We start from the raw sequence: 16,677 nt of genomic DNA, 5'->3' as shown, positions 1-16,677 counted from the left end.
CGGTCAGGCGCGTCAGCCCAGTTCCAGCATGCTGACCTTCTGGATGAAGTCCGAGGACGTCGACGCGCCCAATTTGCGGAAGGCGCTGCTGCGATGCATCTTCACCGTGATCTCGGCGATCCCCAGCTCATGGGCGATCTGCTTGTTCAGAAGGCCACGGCCCATGGCTTTCAGCACCTCCACCTCGCGGGGGGTGAGGTCCTGGGCCAGGCGCCGCAAATCCGCCAGATGCCGCCGCTGTATCCATCGCTCCCGGTCGCACCGGATGGCCTCCCACACCGCGTCCAGCAGATCCTGTTCGCGGAACGGCTTGGGCAGGAAATTGACCGCCCCCTGTTTCATCGCGCGGACGGACATGCGCACGTCGGCGTGGGCGGTGATGAAGACGATGGGCGCTTGCCTGTCTTCCGCCTTCAGCCGCGCCTGAAGCTCCAGTCCGCTTTGCTCCGGCATGCGGACATCCAACACCAGGCAGCAAGGACGGTCGGGAATGCCATCGTTGAGAAAGGCGGTGGCGGAATCGTAGCTGGTCACATCGGTGCCGACCGACAGGAACAGGTCGACGAGGGCGTCGCGCAAAAGCGCGTCATCGTCGATCACCACGACCAGGGGCTTTGAATGCCGGGGATCTTCCGGGTCGGAATCATGAGGCATGTGACGATACTCCACGTCTCGACCGATGGGCGGCGCATCAACCAATAGGCAGGGCGCTCAAGATGCCCCAGCCGGCGCGGTGCGTGACCTCATACCTCGGTATGGGGCTGCCAAGATGGCGGTAGGATTTAAAACGCGATGGTCGGCGATCACCCTGGTTCCATGCTGCGGAAGACACCGCGGCGGCACATGGAACGGGATGGACGCCTGATGCACACGGTGGGCTTAATTCTGGCACCCGGCTTCCAGGTCATGAACCTGGCGGTCGCTGCCGCTTTCGAACAGGCCAACACGGCGTTGCCGAAGCCGGCCTACAGCGTCTCTTTCCTGTCGGAGGCGGGGGGCGAGATCCCCAGTTCCGTCGGCCTGGCCGTGCGCACGGCCGCCATCGGCGACCCGTCCTTCGACACCATCTTTTCCATCGGGGCGTTCGTCCACCCGGCCACGTCGCCCACGCCGTCGCGGGGTATGCGATCCTTCCTGCGCCAGGCCGCCGCCGGCGCCCGGCGGCTGGTGGCCCCCTGCACCGGGGCCTTTCTGCTGGCGGAGGCCGGGGTGCTGGATGGCCGGCGCGCGACCACCCATTGGGCCCACGCCGCCGATCTGCAACACCGCTATCCCAAGGTCCGGGTGCAGGCCGACCGTATCTTCGTCAGCGATGACAACATCTGGACCTCGGCGGGCATGAGCGCCACCGTGGACCTTGCCCTGGCCCTGATCGAACAGGACTTGGGGCCCGACATTTGCCAGGCGGTGGCGCGGCATCTGGTCCTGTACCACCGCCGGCCCGGCGGGCAGCCGCAACTGTCCGCCCTGCTGGATCTGCCCGCGACCACCGACCGGATCCAGCGGGTGCTGGCCTATGCCCGGGGTAACCTGGCCCGCGAGCTGTCCGTCGAGGCCTTGGCCGACATCGCCCGCTTGAGCCCCCGGCAGTTCAGCCGGCTGTTCCATCGGGAAACCGGCCTGTCCCCCGGCAAGGCGGTGGAAGGCCTGCGGCTGGATGCCGCCCGCGCCCTGCTGGCGGACGGGCGGCGCACCCTGGACGACGTGGCCCATCAGACGGGCTTCGCCGACCGGGAACGGATGCGCCGCGCTTTCCTGCGCCGCTTTGGCCATGGGCCGCAGGCGGTGCGGCGCCCTGTCCAGCAGGTGGGGGCCTGAAGGCGCGGGCCCGCCAGGGCGCGCGCCCAAGGAGCGGGTCAGACCGGGATGGGATTGGCGATCAGTGCAGCGTTGAAATCGGTCACCAGCTTGTGCTCACCCGCGCCCGGGTTGTTGCGGAAGCCGCGGGCCGCCTCCACCACCACCTCTTCCGCGTCGCTCGCGAGGCCTGCCATGGTCTGGTCGATGAAGGCGTCCAGCGGCATGGCGCGCGGGTCGTCGCTCTTCTTGATCAGGTCTGTGTTGACCCAGGGCGGCGCGATTTCCTGCACCCGCACGGAGGTTTCGCGCAGCATGAAACGCTGCGACAGGGTGTAGGAATGCAGCGCCGCCTTGCTGGCGGAATAGACGGCGGTCACCGCCAGCGGCACATAGGCCAGGACCGACGTGTTGTTGATGATGGTGGCCTGCGGCTGGCGCTTCAGATGCTCGATCAGGGCCGAGGTCATGCGGATCGGGCCCAAGAGGTTGGTGGTCAGGATGGCCTGGCTGACGGTGTCGTCCACCACCCCGCTGGCGTCGTCGAACGGCATGATGCCGGCGTTGTTCACCAGGACGTTCAGGGCGGGATAATCGCGGATCAGGGTTTCGGCGGCCTGGGCGATGCTGGCCGGGTCGGTGATGTCCATCTGGATCGCCGCCATGCCCGGGTTGGCCGCCACGACCGCGTCCAGCAGGGCCTGCCGGCGCCCGGCGATGATCACCGTGTTGCCCAGGGCGTGGAAGCGCTCGGCCAAGCCGCGGCCGATGCCAGAGGTGGCGCCGGTGATGAAGATGGTATTGCCGGTCATCTGCATGATGGGAAACTCCCGAGGGGTGGTGACGGGGCCTGCCCCGCCTTGCGCCGGTTGGCGTGACAGGTCCCTTTTTACCCCTCGGCCATCATGGCCTGAATGTCATATATGCCACGAAAACGGACATTCAGCGCGATGCCCCCAACGGAGCCGTCAGAGCCCGGCCTTCTCCCCCGTCGTCTGGTCACCCAGGCTGAAGATCTTCTCCGCCGGCACCCACTTCTCCCCGGGCCGCGCCCAGGGCAAGGGGCGCTGGAAGGTGTTCATCAGGGTTTCCCAGGCCTGCACGTCCGGATCGGCGGCGTCCGCCGCCGCCTTGGCCTCGGGGTCATAGTCGTCCGATACCTCCACGATCATGGCCAGGCGGTCGCCGCAGAGATGGATTTCCATGTCCAGGATGCCCGCCTGGCGTATGGAGCGCACCACCGCTGGCGGCACCTTGCCCGGCGCGTGCCATTGGCGATAGCGCTCGATCAAGGCCGGGTCGGACTTCAGATCCAGCATCAGGACATGGCGTCGCATCGCGGTCTTCCCTGCAAGAGGTCACAGCTTCACGGGCGTGAAGGACGGCGGCCGGTCGGCGGGGTCGGCGCCGAACCGGGGGTTGGGCTTGGGGCCCATCTGGAAGGTCAGGCGCCCGCCGGCGGCCAGGCTGGCATGGCTGATCCAGCTCTTGGTGTAGGCAGCACCGTTCCAGGAGACCGACTGGATATAGGGACTGTCCGCGCCGTTGCCCGGCGCCTCCACCACCAGCCGGCGCCCTGGCCCCACCACCACCTCCGCCCGGCGGAACAGGGGGGAGCCGAAGACATAGATGGGGGTGACGGGATCGACGGCGTACAGGCCCAAGGCACTCATGAGGTACCAGGCGCTCATCTGGCCGCAGTCCTCATTGCCGGCCAGGCCGTCCGGCTGGTCCTGGTGCATGGTGCGCAACAGCATGCGGACGCGCGCCTGGGTCTTATGATGCGCGCCGGCATAGGCGTAGAGATAGGCCACGTGGTGGCTGGGCTCGTTGCCGTGGGCGTACTGGCCCACCAGGCCGGCGATGTCGGGCGGGGCGTCTGCCGGCATCTCGGAACTGGTGGTGAACAGCTCATCCAGCTTGCGCTCGAACGCCTCCGGCCCGCCGAACAGGCCCATGTAACCGTAAAGGTCATGCTGGTTCAGGAAGGTGGCCTGCCAGGCGTTGCTTTCCGTGAAATCCCGCCACTTCTTCATATGGCCCATGGCGCGGGGATCGAAGGGTTCGATCCACTTGCCGGCGCTGTCGCGGGCGCGGACGAAGGTCAGCGCCGGGTCGAAGACATGACGGTAGTTGCGGGAGCGGTCGACCAGCGCACGGGCGTCGTCGCGGGCGCCGGCACCCGCCGCCAGGTGGGCCATGGCCCAGTCGTCATAGGCGTATTCCAGCGTGCGGCTGACCGCCTCATCCACCGTGTCGCTGGGGATGTAGCCCAGGCGCCGATACTCGCCCATGCCCAGGGTCGTATCCTCGAAGGCCCGCTTGCGGAACACCGGCCAGGCGGCCTTGTAGTCGATGCCCTTGAAGCCCTTGGCCTGCGCTTCCGCCAGCACGACGGCGGAGTGCCAGCCGATCATGCAGCCCGTCTCGCGCCCCTGCAGCGGCCAGACGGGCGGGCCGGCCGGGCTTTCCACCGCCATGCGCACCAGCCCGTCCACCAGGTCGGGCACGCGCTCCGGCTGCACCAGGGTGAACAGGGGGTGCAGGGCTCGATAGGTGTCCCACAGCGAATAGGTGGAATAGGTGTGGCGCCCCGCCGGCATCTGATGCACGGCGTCATCCATGCCGCGATAGCGCCCGTCCACATCGCTGAACAGGGTGGGCGCCAGCAGGGCGTGATACAGGGCGGAATAGAAGATGCGGCGGTCGACATCGCTGTCGGCATCGATGCGGATGCGGGACAGTTCCGCCTGCCAGGCGTCACGGGCGGCACCGCGCACGCGGTCGAAGTCCCAACCGGGGAGATCGGCCTGCAGGTTGCGCAGCGCGCCGTCCACATCCACCGCCGACAGACCGACCTTGACCAGCAGGGGGCCCTTGGCGGCGTCGGCAAGATGCAGCGCGCACTTGAGGTTGGTGCCGGCGGTCTGGTCGCCCGCCACCGGCTGGTCGTCGGAATAGAGCTGCGCCGTGGTGAAGGGGCGCGACAGCTTCAAGGCGAAGTAGATGTGGCGCCCGTCCGCCCACTGATGCACCCGCCGGCCGCCGACCAGGGTGTCGTTGCCCACCAGCCGCAGGGTGGCGTCGGTCACCCGGGTGGGCACGCCGTGCTTGTCCTGCATGCCGTGGTGGAAGTCGATCAGCAGATGCGCGCTGTCGCCGGTGGCCCCCGCCGGGAAGGTGTAGCGGTGCAGGCCGGCGCGGGCCGTGGCCGTCAGTTCGGCCGCGATACCGCTGTCCTTCAGCCGCACGCGGTAATAGCCGGGGGTGGCCTGTTCGTCGGCATGGTCGAAGCGGGCGCGATAGCCGCCCTCGGGCGCTTCAAGGCTGCCGGGTTGCAGCACCACCGGGCCGACCCGGGGCACCACCAGCACGTCCAGCATGTCGCCCACGCCGGTGCCGCTGAGATGGGTATGGGAAAAGCCCATCAGGGTGCGGTCGTCCTGGTGATAGCCGGAGCAGGAATCCCAGCGGCCATTGTCCGTGTCCGGGCTCAACTGCACCATGCCGAAGGGCACGGTGGCGCCGGGGTAGGTGTGGCCATGCCCGCCCGTCCCGATGAAGGGATCGACCCAGCGGGTAAGGTCCTCGCCCTCCCCCGCCCCTTCCCTGGCCCAGGCCGCCGCCACCGGCAGCCCACTTCCGCCCAGCAAGGCCAGGCCGGCGGTGCCCCCCAGCAACGTCCGACGTGTCAGCATGATCTTCTCCTTCCCATCGCGTCCTCGCCTCCTGGCGTGGCGCCCACAGTGCCGCCATCCCTCGCGGGAACCGGCGGGCTGATTATGTGGATACCTAGTCCTTGACCTGACCCGGCAGGTCCCAAATCTGCGCCCGTCCGCCGGCCAGGCTGGTGTCCAGGACCGGATGCAGGTCGAAAACGATGACCTCGTTCACCCCGACCCTGAGGAAGCTTTCCGGCACGAACAGGGTGCGCTGCGGCCCGACCGACCAGTGGCGGCCGAGATTGTGGCCGTTCACCCAGGCGTAGCCTTTGCCCCAGCCGCGCATGTCCAGGAAGGTGTAGCCGGCGTCCTTGAGCTCGAACGTGCCCCGATGGAACGCGGGGCCATCGGCGATGCCGGCCTGGAACGTTAGGCCGGCCAGGTCATCCAGCGGCAGCCCCTCATGGGTCCAGCCCTGCAAGGGCTGGCCGTCCAGGGTCACCCCGCCGATGAGGCCCTTCTGGTCCCGGCCGATGCGCTCGCCATAATTGACGTGCCCCATGGTGTCGACCAGGATCTCCAGGCTATCCCCCGCCTGGACGGACAGGGCGATCTCCCGTTCGTTCAGGCGCCGGTCCAGCACGCCCACGCGGCGCCCATTGACCGACACCACGGCATAATCGCGAACCTCGCCAATGCGCAGCGTGCCCTTGGCGGCCTTGGTGAAGCGGTGGCCATAGCGCATGAGGCCATGGCTTTGGCCCAGCGATTCCAGCGTCCGGGGGGCCGGCGCCGCCACCGGCTTGCCGAACAGGGGCGTGACCGCCACCGTCTCGGTCAGCCGGAAGCGGGGAATTTCCAGGGCCTTCTGCGGCGCCGGCAGGGGGGCGAACCGCTCCGCCGGCAGGTAGCGCTGCATCACCTCCAGCACCGCGCTGAACTTCGGCGTGGGGCGCCCGGCCTCATCGAACAGGGCGTCGTAGTCGTAGCTGGAGATGTCGGGCTGATAGGTTTCGGTCTTGCGGTCGAAGTTGGCGCCGGCATCGAACCCGAACGAGGTGCCGCCATGCGCCATGTAGAAGCTGACCGAGATCTGGCGGTCCAGCATCCATTTGAGGCTGTCGAGCAAGGGCGGCGCCGGCATCGCGGAATGCACCTCGCCGAAATGATCGAACCAGCCGCCCCAGAGTTCCGTGCAGATGCGTGGACCGGACGGCTTGAACGCGGCGTAGCGCTTGAACTCTTCCTCCGCCTTGTCCGTGGTGCCGAAATTGATGCCGTTGATCAGCGACGGTAGGGCGCCCTTCTCTATGACCGACGCGCCGTCCACGGTGTATAGCGCGCCGTCGAAGCCCGCCGACCGGATCTGGTCGCGCACCGCCTCCATATAGCGGTGGTCCTGGCCGAAGGAGCCGTATTCATTCTCCACCTGGGTCATCAGGACCGGTCCGCCCTTGTCGATCTCCAGGTGGGCGACCTCTTGCCCCAGCCGCTTCAGCCAGCGGCCGGAAAGCTGCATGTAGGTGGGGTCCAGCGATCGCGCCTTGACGCTTTCGTCCGCGAAAACCCAGGCCGGCAGCGCGCCGCCGTCCCATTCCGCGCAGGCGTAGGGCCCGACGCGCAGCAGGACGTGCAGCCCCTCCTCCTGCGCCAGGGCCAGCCAGGCGGACAGATCCAGGTTGCCGGTGAAGTCGTACCGTCCCGGCGCCTTCTCATGGGCGTTCCAGAAGACATAGGCGCTGAGCGTGTTCAGCCCCAGGCTCTTCAGCTTGCGCAGGCGGTCGCGCCAGTCCGCGCGGGCGATGCGGGGGTAGTGCAGCTCGCCGGCCAGGATTTGCAGGGGCTGGCCGTCCAGCAGGAAGTGATCGCCATCGGTGGTGAAACGGCTGGTACCCGCCCGCGCGGCGGTGAAGGGCGCCATGGCGCCGGCGGTGAGACCGGCGGCGCCGGCCAGAAAGGTTCTGCGGGGGATCATGGCAGTCCCGTTTATGGAGGGCCGGTTCGTGAGATCCTGGGGCGGGGCCGGGTCAGGCTTCGGCATGTGTCCCGCCCGCTCAGCGCACAGGCGCGCGGAGCAACGCCGGCTTGCGGGCCAGCAGATCGATCATCAGTTCGCCGAACAGCGTGTTGGCCCAGGCGAACCAGGACCGGGTGAAGTGGCTGGGGTCGTCCTGGTCGAACGCCTCGTGCATGAAGCCGGTGCCGGCGTGCGTCGTCTTCAGCCAGCCCAGGCACTGGCGGATTTCGGCGTCGTCGTCGCTGGTCAGGGCGCGCACGATGATGGCCATGGGCCAGATCATGCGCAGGCCCTCATGCGGGCCGCCCACGCCTTCCCCGGCGGTGCCCTGGAAGAAATAGGGGTTGTCGCCGCTCCACACCCGCGCCCGGGTGCGGCGGTACAGGGGATCGTCGGCAGCGCAGCAGCCGAGATAGGGCAGGCCCAGCAGGCTGGGCACGTTGGCATCGTCCATGAACAGGCGGTTGCCGAAGCCGTCGACCTCGTAGGCCCAGATTTCCTGGCCGGCCGCGTCGGTCATGCGGCCATGGGCCCGCACCGCCGTCGCCACCTCCGCCGCCAGGGCCAGCGCGTCCTGGGCCAAGGCCTCCTCCCCGCCCACGGCCCGCCACAGGGGCGCCAGAAGCCGGAGGGCGGTGACCGCGAACAGGTTGCCAGGGATGTTGAAGGCGTAGAGGCAGGCGTCGTCCGAGGGACGGAACATGGCGTGGATCATGCCCACCTTGCGCGTGGGGAAGCCGTAGCCGTCCAGCGCCAAGGTTTCGGTCGGCGTCTCCGCCTTGCGCTGGAAGCGATAGGGGCCGGGGCCGTTCTTGCGCTGCTGCTGGCGGAAGGTGGCCACCACCAGGCGCATCGCCGCCCGCCATTCCTCATCGAACGGCGCCACATCCCCGGTGGCCCGCCAATAGCCGTGGGCCAAGCGGATGGGATAGCACAGGCTGTCGATCTCCCACTTCCGCTCCGCCACGCCGGGCTTCATCTCCGTCATGTCGTCCACCGCCCATTTGTTGGGGGTGGTGCCCTTGGGATCCGGCAGGAAGGCGTTGGCGTAGGGGTCGATCAGGATGCAGCGTGCCTGGCGATGGATCAGGCCCTGGAACACCTGGCGCAACACGGCGTCGTTCTTGGCCAGCGGCAGGTAGGGCCACACCTGGGCGGAGCTGTCGCGCAGCCACAGGCATTCGATGTCGCCGGTGATGACGAAGCTGTCGGCCTTGCCGTCCAGCCGCCCCAGTTCCACCGTCGTGTCCAGGGTGTTGGGGAAGCAGTTCTCGAACAGCCAGGCCAGTTCCGGGTCGCCGATGGCCGCCTTCACCCGCGCCAGCTCCCGCTCCACCGCCGGGCTGGACACCTTGCGCTGGGCGGGCGGGGGGCGGCGGCTGGGCCGGTTTTCCGCCCAGGCGGGCTTCGCCGCCAGCCCGCCGGCCAGCATCCCGCCGGCCAGGCCCAACATCGTGTCACGACGGCTGATCATCGCGCTTCCCTCATTTCCGCCCGGTTCATTTTGGCCCCGTTATTGGGGCAGGGCTTGGCGGCCCTGGATGTCGACCGATTTCTCCAGCCCGGTGGTGAAGTCGGGCTGGCCGCCACCGACGAAGACCTGATAGCGGCCCGCCTCCACCGCGCGGTTGCCGGCGGCGTCCACGCCGCTCAGGTCGCGCGGCTGCACCGCGAACGTCACCCGCTTGCTTTCCCCCGGTTCCAGATGGATGCGCTGGAAGCCGGCCAGCATGCGGCGCGGCGCCAGGGCCCCGGCCGGTGGGGTGATGTAGAGCTGCACCACCTCGTCGCCTGGATGATCGCCCACGTTCCTGACCGTCGCACTGGCCGCCAAGGGCTGCCCGGCGGTCAGCTCGGCCGTGGACAGGGCCAGATCGTCGTAGGCGAAGCGGGTATAGCTGAGGCCAAAGCCGAAGGGATACAGCGGCGTCCCCTCGAAATAGCGATAGGTGCGGCCTGTCATGGCGTAATCCACGAACGCCGGCAGGTCGCGGACGGAGCGGTAGAAGGTCACCGGCAGGCGGCCGGAGGGGTTGTTGCTGCCCGTCAGCGTCTCGGCGATGGCGCGGCCACCCCGCTCCCCCGGATACCAGGCGGCCAGGATGGCGTCGGCGTGCTCCTGCGCCCAGGTCAGCGCCACGGCGCTGCCCGACATCAGCACCACGACCACGGGCTTGCCCGTCGCGGCCAAGGCCTCCAGCAACTGGCGCTGCGGCAGGGGCAGGCCGATATCGGTGCGGTCGCCGCCGTCGAAGCCTGGCACGGCGATGCCCAGTTCCTCGCCCTCCACGTCCGGCGACAGGCCGACGAAGGCGATGATGGCGCCGGCGCCCTTGGTCGCGGCCACGGCTTCCGCCCGCTGCACCTCCGCCGGGGCCAGCCACATCAGGCGCACGCCCTGGTCCTGGCCGCTATGCACCAGTTCCAGGCGCAGGCGATGGGGGCTGGTGCCCTCGACGTGCAGGGGCACCATCAGATCGCTGTCCTTGCCGGTGCCGGGGTCGTCCAGCACCAGCCGGCCGTCCAGGTACAGGCGGATGGGATCATGCCCCCGGCAATCGAAGCAGCGATCAACGCGCACAGCCAGGGTGTAGTCGCCGGGGCCCGGCGGCACCAAAAGACCGGTCCAGCGCACGGCGTAGCGCCGCGCGTCCATCCCCGGCACCGGCGGCACCTTGTCCCAGTCAAAGTCGATGGTGCGGTCGGTGCGGGTCACCTGCGGTTCGCCGCTGAAGTCCAGGCTGTCGAAGTAGTCACCGGTCAGGCCGGCTTCCGCCCCGCTGCCCGCCCCGGTGCGCAGCGCCGTTTCCGGCACCAGCACGGGCACGCCTTCCGCCAGGGCGGAACCCTGGGCGTAGCGGATGGTGCCGAGGCCGGGCGCCATGCGCAGCGCCGCCAGGGGCGTGTAGGCCTGCACCGCGGTGCCGTGGTAGTTGGCCTCCAGCACGCCCAACGCGTCGGCGTTGGGGCCCACCACGGCCAGGTTGGTCCCGGGGGCCAATGGCAGGGCGTTGTTGCGGTTCTTCAGCAGCACAATGGATTTGCGCGCCGCCTCCAGCGCCAGGGCGCGGGCGTTGACGTCGTCGATGCGCTCCGCCCCGATGTCGGCGTAAGGATCGGTGGCGGCGAAGGCGCCCAGCCGGGCGCGGGCGGCGATGACGCGGCGGGCCGCCTGGTCCACCGTCCCTTCCGTCACCAGGCCCTGGCTGACGGCGGCGCCCAGGTCGGCATAGGCGTAACGCCCGCCGCCGCCGCAGTTGAGATCGGTACCCGCCAGCACGGCGGCGGCCGCCGACGCGGCATTGTCGGCGCGGTAATGGTGGAAGCGCGTCATGTCGTCCACGGCGTCGCAGTCCGACACGACATAGCCCTTGAAGCCCCAGTCCCGGCGCAGCCGGCCGTTCAGCAATTCCGGATCCGCGCAGACGGGGGTGCCATGCAGGGCGTTGTAGGCGCACATGACGGAGCCCACCTGCCCTTCCGTCACCGCGGCGCGGAAGGCCGGCAGGTAGGTCGCCTCCAAATCATGGGGCGCCACGTCGATGTCGAAGGAATGCCGGCCCGCTTCCGGCCCGCTGTGTACGACGAAATGCTTGGCGGTGGCGATGGCCTTGGGATGGGCCGGATCCGGGCCCTGGATGCCCTGGATGAAGGCGACGCCCAGGCGCCCCGTCAGGTAGGGGTCTTCGCCGTACGTCTCCTGCCCCCGGCCCCAGCGCGGATCGCGGAAGATGTTGATGTTGGGCGACCAGATGGTCAGGCCCTGGTACCGGTCGTGGTCCGCCTTGGCGCCGGCGGCGTTGTACTTGGCCCGCGCCTCGGTGGAGACGGTGTCGCCCACCCGGCGCAGCAGGTCGGTATCCCAGGTGGCGGCCAGGCCGATGGCCTGGGGGAAGACGGTGGCGTAGCCGGCGCGGGCGACGCCATGCAGCCCCTCGTTCCACCATTCATAGGCGGGCACGCCCAGGCGCGGTATGGCGGGGGCGGCACTTTGGATCTGGCCGATCTTCTCCGCCAGGGTCATGTGGTTGACCAGGGCGTCGGCATCGGATGGGCCGGGCCCGGTTTGGGACCAGGCGCCGGTGGGCAGGGCCAAGGCCAGCAACAGCCCCCACGCGGCCGCGCGGCCGCGCGCGAACCGCGCCCTCACGACCGGGGGCCCTTGGTGGCGCCGGCCAGCGAGCGCACGGACAGCGCCTGGCGCAGGGCCGCGATGTCGGCGGTGCTGCGCACGGCCAGCGTCACCGTCTGCCCCGGCAACAGGTCGAAGGCGTTGTCCGACAGGCTGGCGTCCCGGTCGCCGAATTCCACCCAGACGCCACGGGCCAGGCGCTGCGCCTTGATCGTCAGGGTATAGCCGTCGGCGGCGGGCTGCAGGTCGGCGGTCAGCCCCGGATCCGTCAGGGCCAGGTCGATGGCGTCGGCGAAATAGACGATCTCGCGCGACACCGGCTGGCTACCCTGCAGCAGTTCCACCACCGCGACGGTACGGGCGGGATCGGCCCCCTTCAGCAGCGCGGCATCCTCGAAGGTGCCGGCGTCCGTGCTGGACAGCGGCGCCAGGGTGACCGGCGTGGTCCGCTCCTGCCGCACGGTGCCGTCCAGGTCCATGACCCGCAGGCGCCACTGCGCCGCCAGCGGCGCGGTCAGATCCGACACCAGGTGGATCTCGGTCTTGCCGTTGTGACGCTGGGCCGCTGCCAGCAGCGGGGCGTAGAAGCGGCGGGCATGGAACTGCAGCGCCTTCCAACGGCCGAAATAATCGATGCTGGACCAGGAGGCGCCCGGCCAGACGTCGTTCAACTGCCAGTAAAGGGAGCCCATGCTGTGCGGGCGGGAGGCGCGCAGGTGCTCCGCCGCCATCTGGATACCCTCCGCCTGCATCACCTGGCTGAGGTAGACGAAGGCGGCGAAGTCCTTGGGCTCGCCATAATATTTGCGGATGTAGAACAGCAGGCGGTCATTGCCGTTGCCATTGGCGAACTTCTGGTGCGCCCGCATGACCGGCGAGTTCGGGCTGGCCAGATCCTCGGCATTGGCGAAGGCCCGGACGGTCTGCATCACGGGGAAGGATTGCAGGCCGTACTCGGACTGGAAGCGCGGCGTGGTGTCCAGGTAATCCTCCAGCGGGGCGGAACCGGACCAAACCTTCCAGTAATGCTTGTCACCGTCGTCCATGACATCGGCGGGGCCGTCGAAGTCGGTGCTGGGGGTGCTGGCCCAATAGGGCACGCCGCCAGCATATTTGGTGACCACGCCGCGCAGCACGTCGCCGAACAGCACGGTCATGCCGGTGACGATGCGTTCCCGCTCCGCCGGCGCGATGCTGTCCTTGAAGGTCTGGCGGTCGGGCCAGGATTCCCAGCCGGTCTGCACCTCGTTGTTGCCGCACCACAGGACGATGCTGGGGTGGTCACGCAGGCGCTTCACCTGGTCCACGGCCTCGGCCCGGCTGCTTTCGCGGAAGGCCACGTCATAGGGGGTGATGGCGCCGCCGAACATGAAGTCCTGCCACACCATGATGCCCATCTCGTCCGCCAGGTCGTAGAAGGCGTCGTCCTGGTAGTGGCCGCCGCCCCACATGCGCAGCATGTTCATGTTGGCGTCGCGGGCGGATTGCAGCAAGGCACGGGCGGTTTCCGTCGGCACCCGGCTGGGGAAGCTGTCCATGGGGATGAGGTTGGCGCCCTTGGCGAAAACGGGGATGCCGTTCACCACGAACTCGAAGCTCTTGCCCCACTGGTCCGGCGTGCGGCGCAGTTCCACCTGGCGCAGGCCGGTGCGGCGCGCCGTGGTCGCCACCACCTCCGCGCCATCGCTGATGGTCGCCTTGAAAGTGTAGAGGTCGGGCGCGCCGTAGCCCACGGGATACCACAGGTGCGGGTGGTCGATGCGCAGCGGCAGGCTGACCTGGTTGGTCCCGGCGTCCAGCGTCACGTCCTGCGTGACGGCGGCAAGGGCCGTGCCATCGGGTGCCGTGGGCGTCACGGTGATGCGTACGCTGCCGGCGTGATCGGCGGTGATCTCGAACTCCGCCCGCACCGTGGCGGCGCTGGAGTCCACCCGCTGCTGGGCGATGTGGAAGTCCGCCAGGCGGGGGCCGTTCCAGGCCTCCAGCCGCACCGGCCGCCAGATGCCCAGGGTGACGTAGCGCGGGCCCCAGTCCCAGCCGTACTGGTAATTGGCCTTGCGGACGTAATTCGACGTCTGCTTGCCCGCAGGTTCATCGCCAAAGGCGCTGTCGAACTCACCCGGCAGGGCGTAGGGCTGCTTCAGCAGCCAGGGTTGCAGCTTGGCGATGGGGGAATGCAGCGCCACCGACAGGGTGTTGGCGCCGGGTTGCAGGGCTTGCTTCACCGGGATGCGCCAGCGGCGGAACATGTTGTCGGCCGACAACAGCGGTTTGCCGTTCAGGCTGACGTCGGCGAAGGTGTCCAGCCCTTCGAACACCAGATCCACGTGGTCGTGGCGCAGCGTCGCCTCATCCACCGACAGGGTGGTGCGATAGTCCCAGTCGGCCAAGCCGATCCATTGCAGGCCGGCCTCGGCGTCGCGATAAAACGGGTCGCCGATACGGCCCAGGGCCAGCAGGTCGGTCTGCACCGCGCCTGGCACGGTGGCGGCCCGCCACTGCGTTTTCCCCCATGCGCCTTGGCCGCCGGATCCTGGGGCGCCAGACGGAAGGTCCAGCCCTGGTCCAGGTCGCGCGTCACCACCGCCGCTGACGCCAGGCCGGGCGCCGCCAGGGCCAATGCCAGGACCAATGCCAGGGACTGCGGGCGGTGAAGGGCGCGGGACATGGGGAATTTCCTCTGATACGGCATCAGCTTAATCATGGGGCGGCCCGCAGGCTGACGCTTCCTATGGCATATAGCGGACCTTGGATAGGGGCCGTGTACATCAGGCATAGGTCACGCTCTCCCGTGGTGGCGGGAAGGTGGGCGGTCAGGGGGAACTGTTGCGGGGCCGTCGCCGGGGACGGCAGCGGCACCGTCGCGGCGGCCGGTCCGTCGCAGCCGTCCATGTGGACCACCAGTTCCCCGTTGGGGGTGGTGGCGGGATGGCTGCGCACCTTTACCGCGTCGTGGGCCAGGCCATAGTTGCGCGCCAGGCGGGCGGCGTTCACCGTCAGGGTGGTGACACCGTCCAGGCGGGCCTTGGGATAGACCCAGCAGGCGTCGAACAGGTTGACGTTGAACACGGGGCCCTTGGTGGTGGCGTCCGGCGTCAACGGAACGCGCAGGCCCATTTCCCCCTGCGGGCAGGCCTGAAGCTCGCCGCTTTGCCGGGTGCGCAGCGCCTCGGCCGTCAGCTCATAGCGGCGGGGGGCGGCCAGTACTTGGCCGGCCTCGCTGAACACCATGGCGTTCAGGGTGGCCGGCAGCGTCAGGTGCAGCGGCGCCTCGTAGCGCGTCGAGGCGCTGGTCGGCGTGCTGCCGTCCGTGGTGTAGCGGATGGTGCCCACACCCGCCTGGTTGGACAGGGCCACCGTGGCCGTGCCGGCGGCGAGCGCCGCGTTGGCGCCGCCCTCCACGGTGAAGTCGACGGCGAAGGCGCTGTCGGCGGCGTCCACGCCCAGATGGCGATAGCGGGCGAGCTGCGCCGGCAGCCGGTCCAGGAAACCCCGCCAGTCGCGCTTGTCCTTCGGGGACCACAGGCCTTCGGCCAGGGCGTCCATGCGGGGATAGACGGCGTGGGTCACATGCCACGGCGACATCATATATTCGGTCCAGACGTTGGCCTGGCCGCCCAGCACATGATGGGCCTGCTCGGCGCTCAGTTCCGCCGGCATGGCGTCGTATGCGTAGATGTCGGCCAGGGTGACGATGGCCAGGCGCCCCGCCGGTTCGTCATCGCGGCGGCTTTGCAGGCTGTCCAGGTATAGCGTGGGGGCCGGCGACAGGATCACGTCGTGGTCCATGCGCGCGGCGTCCACCGCCCCCTTGATGCCCCGCCACGACATGATGGTGGCCGTGGGGGGGATGCCGCCCTCCAGGATCTCGTCCCAGCCGATCATGCGCCGGCCGTGGGCCGCCAGATATTGGCCGACCCGTTCGATGAACCAGGTCTGCAGGGCGTTCTCATCCTTCAGGCCCAAGGCGCGCATGCGCGCCTGGACCTTGGGCGATGCCTTCCACTCATCCTTCAGCGCCTCATCGCCGCCGACATGGACGTAGGTGGACGGGAACAGGGCCATCACCTCGTCCAGCACGGTCTGGATGAAGGTGAAGCTGGGCTCATCGACGTTGAACAGGTAGGGGTTCACCCCCCAGTCCACCGCGACGGCGGGCCGGACGCCGGTGACGCCGATCTTGGGGTAGGAGGCCATCACCGCCTGGGCGTGGCCGGGCATATCGATCTCGGGCACGATGGTGACGTGCCGGGCGGCGGCGTAGGCGACCAGGTCGCGGATCTGGTCCTGGGTATAGAACCCGCCATAGGGGGCGGCCACCGGTCCTGGGACGACACTAGGAGGAGTGCGCCAGGCGCCGACCTTGGTCAGTTCCGGGTAATGCCTGATTTCCAGCCGCCAGCCCTGATCGTCGGTGAGATGGAGATGCAGGCGGTTCAGCTTGTGCGCCGCCATCTGGTCGACCAAGGCCTTGACGCTGTCCAGCGGCTGGAAGTGGCGGGCCACGTCCAGCATCATGCCGCGCCAGGGAAAGCGCGGCCAGTCGCGGATTTCCTGCGCCGGTATGGTCACCGGCCCCTGGTCCGACCCCGGGGCGGCCTCCGGCGTCAACAGTTGGGCCAGGGACATGGCACCGTAATAGAGGCCGGCCTCATCCCGGGCGACGACATGGGCGCCGCCGGGCGTCACCTCCAGGGCGTAACCTTCCGCCTGGGGCACCGGCGCGTCGGCCTGAAGGGCCAGGGTGATGGCGGCCCCCTGCCGGCCCTCGCGCACCATAAGGTCCAGCCCGCGGACGCGGCGGACCTGATCGGCCAGTTGGGTGGCAGCGAACCGGGCCTGGGCGTCGCCGGTGGGCACGGCGATGACCGCTCCCGCCGACAAGGTGAAGATGCCCTGGCCCGGCGTGACCTGGGCCGCGAGGGGGATCAAGGGCGGCGGTGCCGCCTCCGCGGCGGATGCCGCCAAGGGCGCGCGCCCTTGGGCGCCCACAGCGACACCCAAGGCCATGGCCAGGACCGCCGTCGCGGTCCGCTTCCCCAGTCCCCTCACACCCATCCCCTTTCGTG

Annotated in this window: 10 protein-coding genes; 1 reads left to right on the top strand and 9 read right to left on the bottom strand. The window is 69.1% G+C overall.

Annotation, left to right across the window (positions count from 1 at the left end; translation table 11 throughout):
• Positions 1-12: 12 nt before the first annotated feature.
• Positions 13-654, bottom strand: a complete 642-nt coding sequence (locus ULB03_RS01150) for a response regulator transcription factor (protein WP_322481485.1) — start codon at positions 652-654, stop codon at positions 13-15.
• Positions 655-792: 138 nt separating this feature from the next.
• On the opposite strand from ULB03_RS01150, the gene ULB03_RS01145 reads away from it, so the two are divergent.
• Positions 793-1,818 (top strand): GlxA family transcriptional regulator, encoded by a 1,026-nt coding sequence (locus tag ULB03_RS01145; RefSeq protein WP_322481484.1) that lies wholly within the window; start codon positions 793-795, stop codon positions 1,816-1,818.
• 38 nt (positions 1,819-1,856) lie between these two features.
• On the opposite strand, the gene ULB03_RS01140 is transcribed toward ULB03_RS01145, so the two are convergent.
• The 8 genes from ULB03_RS01140 to ULB03_RS01105 form a co-directional block, all read right to left on the bottom strand.
• Positions 1,857-2,615 (bottom strand): SDR family oxidoreductase, encoded by a 759-nt coding sequence (locus tag ULB03_RS01140; protein WP_322481483.1) that lies wholly within the window; start codon positions 2,613-2,615, stop codon positions 1,857-1,859.
• 150 nt (positions 2,616-2,765) lie between these two features.
• The gene (locus ULB03_RS01135; RefSeq protein ID WP_322481482.1) at positions 2,766-3,134 is read right to left on the bottom strand and encodes an L-rhamnose mutarotase; all 369 of its coding nucleotides are present in this window, start codon (positions 3,132-3,134) and stop codon (positions 2,766-2,768) included.
• A gap of 21 nt (positions 3,135-3,155) precedes the next feature.
• Positions 3,156-5,495, bottom strand: a complete 2,340-nt coding sequence (locus ULB03_RS01130; RefSeq protein ID WP_322481481.1) for a GH92 family glycosyl hydrolase — start codon at positions 5,493-5,495, stop codon at positions 3,156-3,158.
• Positions 5,496-5,589: 94 nt separating this feature from the next.
• Positions 5,590-7,434, bottom strand: a complete 1,845-nt coding sequence (locus ULB03_RS01125; protein WP_322481480.1) for a glycoside hydrolase family 35 protein — start codon at positions 7,432-7,434, stop codon at positions 5,590-5,592.
• Positions 7,435-7,513: 79 nt separating this feature from the next.
• The gene (locus tag ULB03_RS01120; RefSeq protein ID WP_322481479.1) at positions 7,514-8,950 is read right to left on the bottom strand and encodes a glycoside hydrolase family 125 protein; all 1,437 of its coding nucleotides are present in this window, start codon (positions 8,948-8,950) and stop codon (positions 7,514-7,516) included.
• A 39-nt stretch (positions 8,951-8,989) separates the two neighbouring features.
• On the bottom strand, positions 8,990-11,626 hold the full coding sequence (locus ULB03_RS01115) for a glycoside hydrolase family 3 protein (RefSeq protein WP_322481478.1): 2,637 nt from the start codon (positions 11,624-11,626) through the stop codon (positions 8,990-8,992).
• On the bottom strand, positions 11,623-14,091 hold the full coding sequence (locus tag ULB03_RS01110) for a beta-mannosidase (protein ID WP_322481477.1): 2,469 nt from the start codon (positions 14,089-14,091) through the stop codon (positions 11,623-11,625). Before ULB03_RS01110 ends, ULB03_RS01115 begins: the two co-directional genes overlap by 4 nt.
• Positions 14,092-14,308: 217 nt before the next feature.
• A complete protein-coding gene (locus tag ULB03_RS01105; RefSeq protein WP_416210974.1) occupies positions 14,309-16,666 on the bottom strand; it encodes a beta-N-acetylhexosaminidase in 2,358 nt (785 codons plus the stop codon).
• Positions 16,667-16,677 lie beyond the last annotated feature (11 nt).

The organism is Nitrospirillum goiasense (assembly GCF_034427435.1).
In the GTDB taxonomy this organism is placed as follows: Bacteria; Pseudomonadota; Alphaproteobacteria; order Azospirillales; family Azospirillaceae; genus Nitrospirillum.
The sequence above is the reverse complement of the archived record's forward strand: the minus strand, read 5'-3'. Positions and strand labels throughout refer to the sequence as shown.

What these genes read in the sequence shown, in the direction of transcription:
- ULB03_RS01135 (WP_322481482.1), bottom strand. Translation starts at nt 3,134, where the DNA reads ATGCGACGCCATGTCCTGATGCTGGATCTGAAGTCCGACCCGGCCTTG.
- ULB03_RS01105 (WP_416210974.1), bottom strand. Translation starts at nt 16,666, where the DNA reads ATGGGTGTGAGGGGACTGGGGAAGCGGACCGCGACGGCGGTCCTGGCC.
- ULB03_RS01120 (WP_322481479.1), bottom strand. Translation starts at nt 8,950, where the DNA reads ATGATCAGCCGTCGTGACACGATGTTGGGCCTGGCCGGCGGGATGCTG.
- ULB03_RS01150 (WP_322481485.1), bottom strand. Translation starts at nt 654, where the DNA reads ATGCCTCATGATTCCGACCCGGAAGATCCCCGGCATTCAAAGCCCCTG.
- ULB03_RS01130 (WP_322481481.1), bottom strand. Translation starts at nt 5,495, where the DNA reads ATGCTGACACGTCGGACGTTGCTGGGGGGCACCGCCGGCCTGGCCTTG.
- ULB03_RS01140 (WP_322481483.1), bottom strand. Translation starts at nt 2,615, where the DNA reads ATGCAGATGACCGGCAATACCATCTTCATCACCGGCGCCACCTCTGGC.
- ULB03_RS01125 (WP_322481480.1), bottom strand. Translation starts at nt 7,434, where the DNA reads ATGATCCCCCGCAGAACCTTTCTGGCCGGCGCCGCCGGTCTCACCGCC.
- ULB03_RS01145 (WP_322481484.1), top strand. Translation starts at nt 793, where the DNA reads ATGGTCGGCGATCACCCTGGTTCCATGCTGCGGAAGACACCGCGGCGG.